General features: G+C 31.1%; 16 protein-coding genes and 1 tRNA gene. 9 read left to right on the top strand and 8 right to left on the bottom strand.

Translation table 11 applies throughout. The annotated features are described in order from the left end of the window. Window positions 1-59: 59 nt before the first annotated feature. From CX675_RS01070 to CX675_RS01030, 9 genes are all read left to right on the top strand, one after another. Window positions 60-839 (top strand): patatin-like phospholipase family protein, encoded by a 780-nt coding sequence (locus CX675_RS01070; protein WP_130733363.1) that lies wholly within the window; start codon window positions 60-62, stop codon window positions 837-839. A gap of 67 nt (window positions 840-906) precedes the next feature. Next, complete coding sequence (pyrH, locus tag CX675_RS01065) at window positions 907-1614, top strand: UMP kinase (protein ID WP_130733362.1); 708 nt, start codon at window positions 907-909, stop codon at window positions 1612-1614. A 60-nt stretch (window positions 1615-1674) separates the two neighbouring features. Beyond that, complete coding sequence (frr, locus tag CX675_RS01060) at window positions 1675-2238, top strand: ribosome recycling factor (protein WP_130733361.1); 564 nt, start codon at window positions 1675-1677, stop codon at window positions 2236-2238. Between the two features lie 58 nt (window positions 2239-2296). Then, window positions 2297-2791 carry a hypothetical protein gene (locus CX675_RS01055; RefSeq protein WP_130733360.1) on the top strand — a complete coding sequence of 165 codons (495 nt, stop codon included), beginning with the start codon at window positions 2297-2299 and terminating at the stop codon, window positions 2789-2791. Between the two features lie 126 nt (window positions 2792-2917). Continuing rightward, window positions 2918-5404 carry a DUF5686 family protein gene (locus CX675_RS01050; RefSeq protein ID WP_130733359.1) on the top strand — a complete coding sequence of 829 codons (2487 nt, stop codon included), beginning with the start codon at window positions 2918-2920 and terminating at the stop codon, window positions 5402-5404. 77 nt (window positions 5405-5481) lie between these two features. Then, entirely contained in the window at window positions 5482-7893 is a 2412-nt protein-coding gene (locus CX675_RS01045; RefSeq protein ID WP_130733358.1) for an RND family transporter, read from the top strand. A gap of 30 nt (window positions 7894-7923) precedes the next feature. Next, entirely contained in the window at window positions 7924-9360 is a 1437-nt protein-coding gene (gene asnS, locus CX675_RS01040) for an asparagine--tRNA ligase (protein ID WP_130733357.1), read from the top strand. A 76-nt stretch (window positions 9361-9436) separates the two neighbouring features. After that, entirely contained in the window at window positions 9437-10903 is a 1467-nt protein-coding gene (gene rpoN / locus CX675_RS01035; RefSeq protein ID WP_130733356.1) for an RNA polymerase factor sigma-54, read from the top strand. A 126-nt stretch (window positions 10904-11029) separates the two neighbouring features. Further along, window positions 11030-11518 (top strand): hypothetical protein, encoded by a 489-nt coding sequence (locus CX675_RS01030; RefSeq protein WP_130733355.1) that lies wholly within the window; start codon window positions 11030-11032, stop codon window positions 11516-11518. Here the strand turns inward: CX675_RS01030 and CX675_RS01025 are convergent. From CX675_RS01025 to CX675_RS00990, 8 genes are all read right to left on the bottom strand, one after another. After that, window positions 11513-12199, bottom strand: a complete 687-nt coding sequence (locus CX675_RS01025; RefSeq protein ID WP_130733354.1) for a porin family protein — start codon at window positions 12197-12199, stop codon at window positions 11513-11515. The two genes, CX675_RS01030 and CX675_RS01025, sit on opposite strands and share 6 nt — an antisense overlap. A gap of 92 nt (window positions 12200-12291) precedes the next feature. Continuing rightward, entirely contained in the window at window positions 12292-12765 is a 474-nt protein-coding gene (locus CX675_RS01020) for a biopolymer transporter ExbD (protein WP_130733353.1), read from the bottom strand. 23 nt (window positions 12766-12788) lie between these two features. Continuing rightward, on the bottom strand, window positions 12789-13397 hold the full coding sequence (locus CX675_RS01015; RefSeq protein ID WP_130733352.1) for a biopolymer transporter ExbD: 609 nt from the start codon (window positions 13395-13397) through the stop codon (window positions 12789-12791). A 2-nt stretch (window positions 13398-13399) separates the two neighbouring features. Continuing rightward, entirely contained in the window at window positions 13400-13822 is a 423-nt protein-coding gene (locus CX675_RS01010) for a hypothetical protein (RefSeq protein WP_130733351.1), read from the bottom strand. A gap of 21 nt (window positions 13823-13843) precedes the next feature. Then, window positions 13844-14683, bottom strand: coding sequence for a MotA/TolQ/ExbB proton channel family protein (locus tag CX675_RS01005; RefSeq protein ID WP_130733350.1), 840 nt, complete (start codon window positions 14681-14683; stop codon window positions 13844-13846). Between the two features lie 79 nt (window positions 14684-14762). Next, window positions 14763-14850: transfer RNA gene (locus tag CX675_RS01000), tRNA-Ser, on the bottom strand. 77 nt (window positions 14851-14927) lie between these two features. Further along, entirely contained in the window at window positions 14928-15953 is a 1026-nt protein-coding gene (locus CX675_RS00995) for an asparaginase (RefSeq protein ID WP_130733349.1), read from the bottom strand. After that, the gene (locus CX675_RS00990) at window positions 15943-17079 is read right to left on the bottom strand and encodes a 1-acyl-sn-glycerol-3-phosphate acyltransferase (RefSeq protein ID WP_130733348.1); all 1137 of its coding nucleotides are present in this window, start codon (window positions 17077-17079) and stop codon (window positions 15943-15945) included. Before CX675_RS00990 ends, CX675_RS00995 begins: the two co-directional genes overlap by 11 nt. Between the last annotated feature and the right edge of the window lie 16 nt (window positions 17080-17095).

The following is a 17095-nucleotide window of genomic DNA, read 5'->3' as shown; positions in this document are numbered from 1 at the left end:
CTCTGTTTTTTAAAAAAGGAACGGAGTACAAAAGCAGCATAAAAAAACAATAAACAACTATGGATTTTAATTCAAAAGAGATTGGCATTGCACTTTCTGGAGGTGGCTCTAAAGGAATTGCGCATGCAGGTGTTCTTCAATTTTTAGACGAACAAAATATAAAACCCACCATATTATCTGGTTCTAGTGCTGGAGCGATTATTGCGGCCTTATATGCTTTTGGAAAAACTCCAAAAGAAATACTTACATTTTTTCAGTCCATCTATTTTTTTAACTGGAAACATTTTACTCTAAAAAAGCCAGGAATAATTGATTCCGATTCTTTTAAAATTTATTTTAACACCATCTTCGGAGAAACAAAAATTGGAGATTTACCCATACCTGTTAAAATTACAGCAACCGATTTAGTGAAAGGTAAATTGAAAATATTTAATGATAGTACCAAAATAGTGGATGCTGTCTTAGCCTCTGCTTCATTTCCTGGCATGCTTACTCCTTACGAAATTAATCATAAAATGTATAGCGATGGCGGTATTTTAAATCATTTCCCTACCGATTTATTACAAGGACATTGTGATTGCATTATAGGCGTATATGTTAGTCCAATTCAGAATATTGAAGCCAAAGATTTAAAATCAATAAAAGCCATTACAACTCGAGCTTTTGACTTATTATCCGCCCAGGGTAATTACCAAAAATTTAGTTTATGTGATTTTATTATTGAGCCAAAGGAATTAGCTAATTTTAGTACTTTTGAAACTAATAAAGCAAAAATGCAAACGATTTTTAATATTGGTTATACTGAAGCTAAAAATAGTTTAACGGAAATAAATGCATAATGTATTCAAGATTTTTTTTCTGTAGATATATATTTATATTTGCAACTCAAAATAAACACACATCCTGATGAAATATAAAAGAATTCTTCTGAAACTTAGCGGTGAAGCTTTAATGGGAGATAGACAGTATGGAATTGATCCAAAACGTTTAGCCGAATATGCGCAAGAAATAAAAGAAATTCACGATAAAGGAGTAGAAATTGCTGTCGTTATAGGTGGGGGCAATATTTTTAGAGGAGTAGCTGGTGCTAGCAACGGGATGGATCGCGTACAAGGTGATTATATGGGAATGCTTGCCACTGTAATTAATGGAATGGCTTTACAAGGAGCTTTGGAAGATGCAGGAATGCAAACACGTTTACAAACTGCTTTAAAAATTGAAGCTATTGCAGAACCATACATTAAAAGACGTGCTACAAGACATCTTGAAAAAAGACGTATCGTTATTTTTGGAGCAGGAACAGGTAATCCTTACTTTACAACAGATACTGCTGCTGTTTTAAGAGGCGTTGAAGTTCATGCTGATGTTATTTTAAAAGGAACAAGAGTTGATGGCGTTTACACTGCTGATCCAGAAAAAGATGCTACGGCTATTAAATTTGATTATATTTCCTTTGAAGATGTTTTAGCCAAAGGTCTTAACGTGATGGACACCACAGCATTCACACTAAGTCAGGAAAATAAATTGCCTATTATTGTTTTTGACATGAATAAAAAAGGGAATTTATTAAAAGTTTGTGAAGGACAAACCATAGGAACAACAGTAACCATATAACTAAATTTAGAATTCAGAATATAGAATTCAGAAAGTCTAATAATCATAAAAAGAGACACGATGACTGAAGAAATTAATTTTATAATAGACAGTGCAAAAGAATCCATGGAAGGTTCCATTGCCCATTTAGAAAAAGAATTTTTAAATATTAGAGCTGGAAAAGCTTCGCCTCAAATGCTTGGTGGGGTTTTTGTTGATTATTATGGCTCACAAACCCCCTTATCGCAAGTAGCAAATATTAATGCTCCAGATGCTAGAACATTAACAGTTACTCCTTGGGAGAAAAACATGTTACAACCTATTGAAAAAGCAATTATGATGGCTAACCTTGGATTAAATCCAATGAATAACGGAGAAAACATCATTATTAACATTCCTGCTTTAACAGAAGAAAGAAGACGCGAATTAGTAAAACAAGCTAAAGCTGAAGCTGAAGATGCAAAGATTGGTATCCGTAATGCCCGTAAAGATGCTAACACCGATATTAAAAAGGAAGAAAAAAATGGTACTTCTGAAGATATTTGTAAAAAAGCAGAAGAAGATGTTCAAAAATTAACTGATGCTTACATCAAAAAAATCGATGAACATTTAGTAGTAAAAGAAGCTGAAATAATGAAAGTCTAACTTCTCAAAATAACAAAATATCCAATTATACCAATTGGGTATTTTTATTTACACCTATATGAAAAAAATAATCATTGTTACTTTTTTATTTTTAAATGCATGCTTATTGTGCTCTTGCAAGGAACAAAATGAAACACAAAATATACCTAACCAAACAATAAGTGGTGAATTATTCTTTAAAAGAATAAGTACTTTCCCTTCTACAGGCATTCCTAAAAGGGAGTTTGCAAAAATGAAATTTGTATACCAAAAACTTAAAGAAGAAGATTCTACAAAAGTGAATGAACGATTTTTATATCTTGAAAAATTAAATCAATATGATTTATTAGAAAAACCTTCTTTACAGTTAAAAAGACAAAAAGACACCCTACGAATTTTTCTTTCGGAAGAAGCTTATAAAAAAATCAAATCTTACACGTTAAACGATTTAAGACAAAGAAACAAAAAAGTTGAAATCGAATTAAAAGCGCAAGAATTTGAAAAAAACATTCTGTTTTCAAATCAAATAACAAAGATTAAAGAAGTTGACGGGAAAACACCTTGGCAATTATAAAAAACAAAATCCCAAAATAATTTGGGATTTTTTTATTTCAAATGTTAATGATTCCTAAATGTTCGTTTTAAGCAAATAAAAAACAACTAAATTTATGTAAGTTTGTAACATAACAAAACCTTTTTAATGAGATACCTCTTTTTTTGGATTGTTTTGCTAAATACTGCTATTTCATTTGGTCAAAACAAAATAAAAGCACAAGTAATAGATATAGATAGTAGAGTTCCATTAGCTTATTGTAAAGTGGAATATCTAGGCAAAACCATCACCACTACTTGGGAAGGAAAATTTGAAATAGAAATTACGCAAAATGACAAACCTTTAACCGTAAGCTACAAAGGATATCAAACTAAAAATGTATACATCTCTCCAAATCAAGATTTAGTTATTATAAAAATGGCTATCGATTGGAATACTTTTGAAAAAGTAGAAATTTATACCGATAACAAAGTGAATAAAGTGATTAAGAAGGTAATCGATAACAAACGATTCAATCAACCTGAAAAAGCACTAGAAAGTTTTCAATATAAAAATTACGAAAGTTTATTAGTAACCGCAAATCCAGATTCCATTTCTGGAAAAATCGAACCCGTTTATAAACGCACACTCTTCGGTAAACGCATCATTCGGTTAGATTCTTCGAATTATAAGTTGAAAAAACTCGTTGAAAAAAACCATTTATATCAAACAGAAAAAGTAAATCTTATTCAATACAATAAAAAAGGATATAAAGAAACCGTTATTGCAACCAGAATGGCTGGTTTTAAAGAGCCATTATATGAATATTTAGGACTTAATTTGTTTTCTTACTCCGTTTATGAAAATCCTTTTGAAATTTTAGAAACACCTGTTCAAAATCCAATTTCAAATTATGGTCGTCGGTTGTATAATTTTTATATGGTCGATTCAGTAAACATTCAAAACAGAAAAACCTATAAGGTCTTTTTCCAACCTAAAAAACTAAAATCGAGCCGATTAAGAGGCCTACTTTACATAGATGCTGAAACTTTTGCCATAGCAAGAGCCTATTATAGAATTTATGGTATTGTTCACATAAATGCCGATTATACTTTTGACTATCAGGACAAAGAAGAACTTTGGTTCCCCAAAAAGAGAAAAATAACCGTACTTAAAGGAAACAATGCCGATGATATTAAAATTCTCGGAAATACTATTAAATTTAGTTCTTCTCTAGACCCAACACCTAATACTAATGCCACGGATCAGGTGTATTTAATTATAGAATCTATTCCATTTGACATTGAATTAGACAAACAAGTAACGGTTCACAATAAAGGTATTAAAATTTCCATTGAAAAAGATGGCTTAAAAAGAGAAAACAGTTACTGGAAAAAATTTGCCAAAGACACTATCGACAACAGATTATTACGCACCTATACTTCACTAGACAGTTTGTCAGAATCGAAAAATCTGGAACGCAAAATTTTCTTAGGTAAAAAAATATTAAACGGATATTATCCTATAAGTTATGTCGATGTCGATTTAAGAAGCATTATTAAATACAACAACTTTGAAGGTTTTAGACTTGGTTTAGGCGGTGTAACCAATGACAAACTTTCTGAAAAGTACAAAGTTGCTTTTTATGGTGCTTATGGCATCAAAGACGAAGCGTTTAAATTTGGCATTACACCTTCTTATCTTATTGATGCTAAATCAGAAACTTGGATTAGTGCCTCCTATTCAGACGATTTAAACGAAATTTCTCAAATTACTTTTGCTACAGACCCAAGACGATTTAAAATATATGACCCTCGACCTATTAATATTTCTACCTTTTACGGTAATAAAACAACTTCATTGTTTGTAGAAAGTAATTATTTTCCAAAAACAGAAGCTTATTTTTCTTTATTTAATAGTAAAATCAATCCTAAATTTGATTATACTTTTGTAAATAATGACAATGCGTATACTGCATACACTATTACCGCTTTTCAAGCTGCTTTTCAATGGAATCCTTTTAGCAACTATATGCAAACTCCTAAAAGTAGAATTGAAATTGAGAAAAGACACCCAAAGTTCTCTTTTCAAGTAACGCAAACGGTTCCGAAAATGCTAGATAACGATTTCACTTTTACAAAAATCGATTTTAAAACTTTTTATGAAATCCCCTATTTATCAGGACAATCAAGTTCGATTTTATTTCAAACTGGTATTGCTTTTGGTGATGTTCCTTTAACACATTTATATAGTTTACAACCAAATAATTTAAATAGAGACGCTTTATTACAAAGAATAACCTTTGCGGGTAAAAACAGTTTTGAAACCATGTATTTTAATGAATTTTTCTCCGATAAATATGTATCACTACAGTTAAAACACACCTTTAATCGCGTTCGTTTAGCGTACCGAATTAACCCAGAATTTTCTTTTGTTACTCGTTTTGCTTGGGGAGAAATCAACAAAGAAAATACGCATATGGGATTGCCTTTTAAATCTTTAGAAAAAGGCTTTTTTGAAAGTGGTGTAGAATGTAATAAATTATTTCGTGGTTTAGGACTAACCGCCTTTTTTAGATATGGTCCAAATCAATTACCAACTTTTGAAGACAATATTGCTTTAAAAATTTCTTACTTTATCGATTTAGGGTTTTAAAATTTCCTTAAATCTTTTGGTTGTTACCTAACTAATTAAGTAAGAATCATTACCTTTGCGCTCTAATTTTTCAGACGATGATTAAATGGCTAACGACCAGTTTTTGGGATTTTATTGCGACCAAAATATTACGTAACAGAATAGGTCTTTTAGTCGCTCTAGTGCTCTTTACTTTGTTTATGGCATTACAGTGGCAAAAAATCCGAATGACTTATACAGAAGCAAATATACTTCCTAAGGATAACGAAATTACAATTCAATATGATCTCTTTTTAGAGAAGTTTGGAGAAGAAGGTAATCTTATTGTTATTGGTTTTAAAGATGATTCCTTTTTTACCGAAAAAAACGTAAGACTTTGGGAAAATTTTATAAATGAAATTAAAAAAGACAAAGCGGTAGATTTAACTTTGTCTATTAGTGATTTAAAAGTACTTAAAAAAGATACTTTAAATCAAAAATTTAACTTAGTCCCTTTTGTAAATAACGACCAACTTTCAGACGCGTATTTAAAAGAAAAAAAAGAAGAATTGTTCAACAACCTGCCATTTTATGAAAGCATGTTGTTCAATAAAGAATCTGGAGCAGTTCGATTTGCCATTTATATCAACAAAGACATTGTTAATACATCTAAAAGAAAAGAATTTGTAAATAAATACCTTAGCGAAGATCGTGTGGAAGCATTTGAAAAAGCTACCGGTATTGATTTAAAAATTTCTGGAATGCCTTATATCAGAACCTTAAATTCACAAAGTATATTAGGTGAAATTGGTTTGTTTGTAGGTGCTGCTTTAGGAATTACTTCCTTACTTTTCTTTTTCTTTTTCCGAAGTTTCCGTGCCACTTTTATTTCTATGATTATTGTAATTATAGCTGTAATGTGGTCTTTCGGAACCATTGGTTTATTAAACTATGAAATTACCGTTTTAACTGCCATTATTCCACCGTTAATTATTGTAATTGGTATACCCAATTGTATTTTCCTTATCAACAAATACCAGCAAGAAATAAAAAAACATGGTAATAAAGCCAAATCTTTACAACGTGTTATCTCAAGAGTAGGAAATGCTACTTTAATGACAAATCTTACCACAGCAGCTGGATTTGCCACTTTCATAATAACTGATAGCGATTTATTAAAAGAGTTTGGAATTATAGCTTCCTTGAATATTATCTTTTTATTCTTTTTAAGTTTAATTATTATCCCTATTCTTTACAGCTACATGCCGTTACCTAAAGACAAGCATTTAGCTCATTTAGAAAAAAATTACATTCAGTTTTTTATCGATTGGATTTTACTTACTATTAAAAAGAAAACAATTGCTATTTATTCTGTAGCTATTGGTTTACTAGTTTTCGGTATCATCGGAATTACTCAAATGCGAATTTCAGGAAGTGTTATTGAAGATATGCCTAAAAATACAGGCTTTTTTGAAGATATTCGTTTTTACGAAAAAGAATTTGATGGTGTGATGCCATTAGAGATTATGATTGATACCAAACGTCCAAAAGGTGCTTTAAAATCGGCTACTTTAAAAAGGATTAACGAGCTTCAAGAAACGATTGAAGAAATTCCTGAACTTTCGAAACCAGTTTCATTAGTTAATTTGTTAAAATATGCCAAACAGACTTATTATAATGGGAATCCAGAATATTATGAACTTCCCACAAAACAAGAAGAAGCTTTCATATTATCTTACATCAAAAACTCTACAGGAAAAGGCAAAGAAAATCTTTTAAAAAGTTATATTGATAGTACAGGACAATTTGTGAGAATTACAACGTTCATGCGAGACATTGGTACCGATAAAATGAAACATACCGAAGATCGATTAGCACAAAAAATTGAAAAGCTTTTCCCAAAAGAAAGATATGATGTTGCCATTACGGGTAAAGCGTATATATTTGAGAAAGGAACGCATTATTTAGTGCACAACTTAGTCATTTCTTTGTTGTTTGCTATTTTCTTAATTTCTTTATTAATGGCTTACTTGTTCCGATCTTTCAAAATGATTATCATCTCTTTATTACCGAATATTCTTCCATTAATTATCACAGCTGGATTGATGGGCTTTTTAGGAGTTCCAATTAAACCTTCAACTATCTTGGTATTTAGTATTGCTTTTGGTATTTCGGTTGATGACACCATTCACTTTTTGGCAAAATACCGTCAAGAGTTGATAGCAAACAATTGGAGAATTAAAAAATCAGTATATAACACGGTAAAAGATGCCGGTGTAAGTATGCTATATACTTCTGTAGTACTGTTCTTTGGCTTTTCAGTATTTACCTTATCGAGTTTTGGAGGCACCATTGCTTTAGGAGGGTTGGTAGCAACCACCTTATTATTTGCTATGTTATCCAACTTGATCTTTTTACCCGCATTATTACTTTCATTAGAGCGTTCTATTGCAAACGAACAAGAATTTACAGAGCCTACAATAGATATTTTAGCAGAAGATAAAGAAGAAATTGAAACTGAAAACGAATAATTTTATATTTGCATATTAAATTTTAACAAAATGAAACATATTAAAGTCATAGACCTATTAAACAATACTAAAACACTACAAGAAGTAACCGCTAAAGGTTGGGTAAGAACTTTTAGAAACAATCAGTTTATTGCTTTAAATGATGGATCAACCATAAATAATATTCAGTGTGTCGTAGATTTTGAAAACACTCCTGAAGATACCTTAAAAAGAATCACTACGGGAGCTGCAGTTTCAGTAACAGGAACACTGCAAGAAAGTCAAGGAAAAGGTCAAAAAGTTGAAATACAAGTTTCAAAAATTGAAATTTTAGGAGATAGTGACGCTGAAAAGTATCCAATCCAACCTAAAAAACATTCTTTAGAATTTCTACGTGAAAATGCGCATTTAAGGGTTCGTACCAATGCATTTGGTGCTATCATGCGTGTGCGCTCCGTATTATCTTTTGCTGTACATCAATATTTTCAAGAAAAAGGATTTGTTTATGTAAATACACCTATCATTACAGGTTCAGATGCCGAAGGTGCTGGTGAGATGTTTAAAGTAACCGCTTTACCATTAGATGGTTCAGCTCCTAGAAATGAAGATGGTAGCGTAAATTATAAAGAAGATTTCTTTGGTAAACAAACCAACTTAACCGTTTCTGGTCAGTTAGAGGGAGAAACTTTCGCAATGGCTCTTGGTCAAATTTATACTTTCGGGCCTACTTTTAGAGCTGAAAATTCAAATACCTCTAGACATTTAGCAGAGTTTTGGATGATTGAACCTGAGGTTGCTTTTAATGATTTGGCAGCCAATATGGATTTAGCAGAAGATTTCATTAAATATGTGATTAAATATACAGTAGAAAAATGTGAAGATGATTTAAAATTTTTAGAAGGCAGACTTTTAGAAGAAGAAAAATCAAAACCACAAGCAGAACGTAGTGAAATGAGTTTATTACAAAAATTAAATTTTGTATTAGACAATAATTTCAAACGTGTTTCTTATACTGAAGCTATTGACATTTTAAAGAATAGCAAACCAAATAAAAATAAAAAATTCAATTATATTATAGACGAATGGGGTGCGGATTTACAAAGTGAACACGAGCGTTTCCTAGTTGAAAAACATTTCAAATGTCCTGTAATTTTATTTGATTATCCAGCTAAAATTAAAGCGTTTTACATGCGTTTAAATGATGATGGCCAAACGGTAAGAGCAATGGATATTCTTTTCCCTGGCATTGGAGAAATTGTTGGAGGTTCTCAAAGAGAAGAACGTTTAGACGTTTTAGTTGAGAAAATGAAAGCATTAGGTATTGAAGAAGAAGAATTATGGTGGTATTTAGATACCAGACGTTTTGGTTCGGCAGTGCATTCTGGTTTTGGATTAGGATTTGAAAGATTGGTTTTATTTGTTACGGGAATGACAAATATTCGTGATGTAATTCCTTTTCCAAGAACACCACAGAACGCAGAATTTTAATATCCCTTTTTTAATCGTTTAGTCGTATATTTGTTTATTCGACTAAACAATTATTAGTTTTTGATCCCAATTTACAATGTTAAAACAAAGTTTACAATTCAAATTATCTCAAAAATTATCTCCTCAACAAATTCAGTTGATGAAGTTAATTCAATTACCTACGCAAGCCTTTGAGCAACGATTACAAGAGGAACTGGTTGAAAATCCAGCACTTGAAAATGGTAAAGAAGAAAATCTTGAATATGATGACTTTGGAGATACTAATAATAACGACGATTATGATGAATATGAAGGGGAAAGAATTGACGCAGAAGACATTAATATTGACGAATATTTAAGCAACGACGAAACTCCAGATTATAAATACCAAACTAACAATTATAGCGATGATGATGAAGACAACAGCATGCCTTTTATAGCAGGTGTTACTTTTCATCAAGACTTACTAAACCAATTAAATACTTTTATACTAAATGATGAAGAAAGAGATATTGCCGAATTTTTAGTAGGCAGTATTGATGATATGGGTTATATTAGAAGAAGTATTCAAGATATTGTAGACGATTTAGCCTTTACACAAGGTATTTATACAGATGAAAAAACTGTTACAAGAATTCTTAATATCGTACAAGAATTAGAACCTTCAGGTGTAGCTGCCCGAGATTTACAAGAATGCTTGTTATTACAATTAAAACACAAAACACCTACCGACTCGATTGAACTGGCTATTGATGTAATCGAAAATCAATTTGATGCTTTTACAAAAAAGCATTATGAAAAATTACTTTTAAAATACGAAATTTCAAAAGAACAGCTCCGAAAGGTGATTGATGAAATTGAGAAATTAAATCCAAAACCAGGAGGTGCTTATGATGGTAATCAAAAACCTATAGAGCACGTAGTTCCTGACTTTACTATACGTATAGTAGATGGAGAATTAGAACTACTATTAAACGGAAGAAACACGCCTGAATTACATGTATCGAAAGACTATCAAGAAATGCTACAGAGTTATAAAGTTTCTTCAGAAAAATCAAATGCTCAAAAAGACGCTGTACAATTCATTAAACAAAAACTAGATTCTGCAAAATGGTTCATCGATGCCATTAGACAACGTCAAGAGACACTGTATGTCACTATGAATGCTATCATGCATTATCAAGAAGAATACTTCTTAGATGGTGACGAAACTAAGTTAAAACCAATGATTTTAAAAGACATTGCCGATTTAATTGGTTTAGACATTTCAACCGTTTCTAGGGTTGCTAACAGCAAATATGTTGAAACACCTTATGGCACGAAATTAATTAAAGATTTCTTTAGTGAAGCCATGAAAAACGATCAAGGAGAAGATGTTTCCACAATTGAAATTAAGAAAATATTAGAAGTGGTTATCAGTGAAGAAGACAAGAAAAAACCACTACCCGATGACAAACTAGCTGAAATGCTAAAAGAAAGAGGATATCCTATCGCTAGAAGAACTGTTGCAAAATACAGAGAACAATTAGACATTCCTGTGGCGCGTTTAAGAAAAGAAATTTAGTATATGGATTTAAAAAAAGTACTCCCTTTTTTCTCCTACCTATTTCATCCAATATTTATTTCTGTATATGGCACACTATTCTATTTTTTAGTATCACAAATGTATCTTTTTAAGACTCTTTTTTATATGATACTTTTACAAGTAGGAATTTTAACTTTATTACTTCCTTTATCTTTGTATTATCTTTTCTATTCAATGGGATTAGTAAAATCATTTACAGAAGCCAACTTAAAAGAGCGAAAAATCCCTATTATGATTCAGGCTGTTTTATTGTTTATTTTAATTAAGTTTAGCTCATCTTTTGACACTCTACCAGAATTATACTATTTCTTTTTAGGGGGTTTTTTGAGTTCTATTTTGGCATTTTTAGCCGTTTCTTTAAAATTCAAAGCCAGCTTACACATGATTGCTATTTGTTCCTTAGCTACGTTTATTTACAGCCTAAGTCTACATTTACAATTTTATTTTATAAACAGTATTGCATTTATCATTATTGCAACTGGATTTGTTGCATCTTCCAGATTATACATGAAATCACACACTCCAATTGAGCTAATAGTAGGGAGTTGTATCGGAGTACTATCACAAATTGCATTTTGGCATTTTTGGCTATAAAATATAAAATATAAAACCAATATTAAAAGAGTTCAAACCCAAACTATTACTATCTATCTTTGCATTGTCAAAATTGGATTTCAGTCCATAATAAGCATATAAATTAATCGTATTGTAGCCTACACTTAAATAAGGACCATATTGAAATTTAGTCAACTCATTATTGTTTTTAATTGTATAATTTTCAGTACTCGATTCAAAAATACTCTTACTCGAAAACAAATAACTTACCTTAAAACCAGTATAAATCCTCCAAAATTTATGACTTTCATAGGTGGCATTTCGCCATCTTAATTCAAAGGGAATTTCAAAATAATGCAATCTCAATTTACTTTTATCATAGGTATTATCAATACTGTAAGTATTGTACTCAGAACCTATTGGATTTGCAATTTTTAAATTGTGTTTTATATCATTATATGAATATCCCAAACCAATTCCAACTGCCCAATCTCTATTTTTTGAAAAAGGGATGTCTCTTAAAAAACCTAATGTTACTCCTGAAGAAAAAGAGTATTGAGAATATCCATTAGGCGTGTTTCTTAACAAGTTATACGTTACAGAAAAATAAAATTGATCTTCTCTAAAAAGAGAATCTACTGGTATTTTTCTTTCACCAACTTCTTGAGAGAAAGACACAAAAACAACAAACAAGTTAAATAATAAAAGGAACTTACGCATTATTCCAACAAAATAATTAAAATTATTGTATAAATGTAATAAAAAAAAGGTACGCCTTGCGTACCTTTTATATATTTAAATGAAAAGATTAATTAATCTAAAGGGTTACCTTGATTAGTTGTATAGTTTACTTTTAACTGTTCAACTTTACGTAACTCAGTTTTGATATCTTGTATCAATCCCATTCTAACATCTTTATCTATTTTTAAAGAAGCTGTTAAGTACTTCTCGTCTTCTGAATTTCTTTCAGCTCTTTCAGTAATTACAAAACTTCTGATATCAGATACCGATGATATTTTGTCATTTAACTGAATACGATCTGAAGCGCCTAAAGTTGACGCGTAATTTGATTTTGGCTTACCTACATAAATATACATAATATAGTTTTTCTTATGTAATTTTGCAGTTTGATTTGCTTTTGGCAATCTATTTTCAATCATCAAATCACTATCTTTCATTGTAGTAGCAGTCATAAAGAAGAACAAAAGCATGAATACAATATCTGGTAATGATGCTGTGGAAATTCCAGGTGTTCCACCTGATTTTTTCTTTTTAAATTTAGACATAATTTCTAAAACTTAAAGGGTTATTAGTTCTTTCTTGGTTCTGCTTCAGATAATCTCATTGGGTATAGATCTTGAATTATTTTAACCTTTGGTTGTAATTCTTCTACTAAACCTTCTTGAGCTCTAGATGCTGGGTCGTTCGCTACATATTCAATATCTGTATATTTTGTATTATAACGTCTCATACTTTCTCTATCCCTTAAGAAATAGTAAGCAGCCACAAGCTCGTTTTGTACAGCTATATAAGTTTGATACGTAGTTTGACCGTCATTCATCAAAGAGATAACTGCATCATCAGGACTATCTGATGAATTTGGATCTTTTTTCCCTTGACAATAAGCACACTTTTGCGCTCCATTATTATCTAAGAAATCGATCGCAGCTTGTCTTAATTCTTTGATATCCATTGGTTTTTCATTAACCAAAAGCTGATTATCCTTGTTCACAAGAACTCGCATAATATTTCTTTCGTTAATAGGAGGAACCGGTGGATTTTCTTCATATCTAGGCAATAATCTATTGATTCCTTGATCAACTCCAATGGTAGTTGTGACCAAGAAGAAGATTAAAAGAAGGAAAGCAATATCTGCCATAGATCCAGCATTTACCTCTGGTGCTTCTCTTTTTGCCATAATTATTTTTTAATTTTTGTGAATCCTGACCAAACCATTGCTCCTATTGCAATAACTGTAAGGATATAAAAAGCGTTTAATCCTGCTCCTACTAATTTAGTAGTTGATCCTGAATAAACTTCTCCATTAGCTTTAACTAGATCATCACCTGCTAAGATATATGATACTAATATCACACCAGCAAATAATCCTACCGAAATTAAAGTCTTTTTTAAATTGTCTTTATCGGAAAACAAATTCTTTAAAACATATACCAATACGACACCCACACAAATTGCAAGTACAAAGTATGATAAATAAATTAAAGGAGTAATCCACTTATTGTCTGCACCATCTTCAGTTGCCCCCATAAGAAATCCTAAAAATAGAACACTTAATACTGCAATAGCGATAGCTGCAATTTTAGTTAATTTATGTAAATTCATGTGAATTATCTTTTTTTATTATTATTTACTGTAGTCAGACAAGATATCAATTAAGCTAATTGATGCATCTTCCATATCATTAACGATAGAATCGATTTTAGCGATAATATAATTATAGAAAATTTGTAAAATAATAGCTACAATAAGACCGAATACTGTTGTTAATAAGGCAACTTTAATACCTCCAGCAACTAAAGATGGCTCCATAGATCCAGCAGATTGAATTTGGTCAAACGCTTCAATCATACCAATTACTGTTCCCATGAATCCTAACATCGGTGCTAACGCGATAAATAAAGATATCCAAGATACATTTTTCTCTAATTGCCCCATTTGAACACCACCATAAGCTACTACAGCTTTTTCAGCAGAGTCCATTCCATGAGCTTGTCTATCTAATCCTTGGTAGAAAATAGATGCAACTGGGCCTGAAGTATTTCTACAAACTTCTTTTGCAGCTTCAACACCACCTGATTTTAATGCATCTTCTACATCTGCAATTAATTTTTTAGAATTTGTAGTTGAAAGATTTAAGTAAATAATTCTTTCAATAGCAATTGCTAATCCTAAAATTAAACAGATTAATACAATTCCCATAAATCCAGGACCTCCTTCGATGAAACGTTGTTTCATTTTTTGAGTAAAAGTAGCTGCGTCTTCTGTAGTGGCAACAACTTCTTCAACAGATTCATCATCAGATGTTACTGCATCGTCTGTTGCTACTGCATCATCAGTTGTTCCATCAACCACTTCAGTAGTCGTTGAAAGTGTATCACCTGCTGTGTCAGTAGATTCTTGAGCTTGAATGTTACCAAAAGTCATAAGCCCTGTGATTGCTAAAATAGAAAATAATCTTTTCATCGCTTTTGTTCTTAATTTAATTAGTTAATTGGGTTAAATTTATAAAATTATTTATGAAATTAAAAATATTTTATTCTTGCGGAGAGGAAGGGATTCGAACCCTCGATGCCCTTTAGGGGCATACATACTTTCCAGGCATGCTCCTTCGACCTCTCGGACACCTCTCCATTGACAAAAGTTCAATTTCAAGGGCGCTAAATAACGTAAAAAATCTCACGTATAAAAATTTTAATGTCATTTTTTACTATATTTCTCCTCTAAGGCTAGTTTCAAAAATAGTTTTAAACACCTTATTTGATACATTTTGACCTAATAAATACATTAATTTAGTTATAGCAGCTTCAGTAGTAATGTCAAAACCAGAAATAACACCAATATCTTTTAATTGAGTACTTGTTTCATACTGCCCCATCGTTACCGCCCCACCACTACATTGCGTTACATTTATAACGTGAATATTCTTTTTTATTGCTTCTTCAAGCTTTTTAATAAACCATTTTTCAGAAGGAGCATTTCCAGAACCATAGGTTTCTAAAACAATTCCTTTCAAATTTTTAATACTTATTATCGCATCCACAACAGCTTCAGTAACTCCAGGAAATACCTTAAAAATGACTACATTTTGATCAAACTCTAAATTTACTTTTAAGTTCTTATTCGCCGACTTCTTTAATATAGCTTCTCTATTAACTTTTAAATGTACTCCTGATTCTGCTAATTCAGGGAAATTAGGTGAGGCAAATGCATTAAAATGCTCTGCACTTATCTTTGTTGTTCTATTTCCTCTATATAATTTGTACTCAAAATACAAGCAAACTTCTTGAAAAACAGCCTTTTTATCATCTTTCAATGACGCTATTTGAATAGCAGTAATTAAATTTTCCTTAGCATCTGTTCTCAAATCACCAATAGGCAATTGCGAACCTGTAAAAACAACTGGTTTGGATAGGTTTTCTAGCATAAAACTTAATGCTGAAGCACTATATGACATGGTATCTGAACCATGTAATACCACAAATCCGTCAAATTTTGTGAAATTTTCTTGAATAATTGTCGCGATTTGTTGCCAATATTTAACATTCATATTAGAGGAATCTATTGGCTCCTCAAATGAAATGGTATCTATTTCACAATCCAGTAGTTTAATTTCTGGTATTTTATTAAGTAATTTATTAAAATTAAACGCTTTTAAAGCACCAGAAATAGAACTTTTAACCATTCCAATTGTACCTCCTGTGTATAGTAATAAAATAGTAGGTTTATTTGGCATTATGATATTTCATTTTATTAACAACTGGATTAGCATACATAGCTAAAAAGCTTTCTTTAATTGTAGAGTTCTCTGTATCAATTCTCATTTCTAACCTTCTTTGAAATAATTGTTTTTCCTCTTTTGTGTAAAACAGCTTATATTCTTCGGTATGATTGAGAATATCATAGGCTATATAATTAGTAGGCCACAACTTATAATTTTGAAGAATAGCATCATCAATCACATTGGCTAAAGCTTGAATTTGCTTATTTGTATTTTCGTAATTTGATTTTATCTCGTCTAATTCATCATGTAAAATATCTCCTACATGAATATGAATGTGTTTTTTTTGACCAATAATTCCACTTAAAAGCGTAATAAAATCTTCATTTTTTTCTTTTATATAAACCTGATCTTTGGCTTGTGCTAAGAGTTGGGGCATTTTTAAAGCGTCTGTAGGATCATATTCGTAGGATATAGAAACAGGTACAATCTTTAGCTTTTTAAAAAAATCCATTACATTTTCTTCATCTGAAGCCATGGCAACCATTTTCAAAACACCTTGATGTGTTGCGTCATTGCCGTCTTTGGTTCTACCTTCTCTTTGAGCTATCCAAACCGATCGATTTTCTTTTCCAAGAAGGTGATACATGTATTCAGACATTAATTTGGAACTTTGCAACAACTCTCTAGGTGAGAGATTTCGTTGTACTAAAAAATTACGATTTAATTTAGACAATTTTAACACAAAATCCTTTTTAACTAAGTTATCCCCGATTGCAGAAGCTGTCATTACCAACCCATGGTCAAATAGAGACACATTTAATAAAGAAGTATCTAAAATGATATCCCTATGATTAGAAATAAACAAATAAGGTGTGTTTCTTTCTAATTTTTCAAACCCAGAAGTTGTTAACCCATCAGAACTTTTCTCAAGTATTTTTTGAATAGACTGGTATACAAAATTAATTTGAAAATCACGTATTGAATGCGTTTTCTTTAATTGTTCTTTCCACACTTCTTCTGGCATGTCTGGAAAAGTAAAATTCATCATTGCTTTTAACATAGGATGATTTAAAGAAGCACATAAAGCTTCATTAACTTCTGAGTCGTAGTAAGGACGAATGCTATCGAATTTTGACATATTAATAAAAATCAAT

Origin of the sequence: Flavobacterium sp. J27, from assembly GCF_004303025.1 — a bacterium.
Classification (GTDB): domain Bacteria; phylum Bacteroidota; class Bacteroidia; order Flavobacteriales; family Flavobacteriaceae; genus Flavobacterium.
Note: the sequence above shows the minus strand (reverse complement) of the source record. Positions and strands in the feature narration are given on the sequence as shown.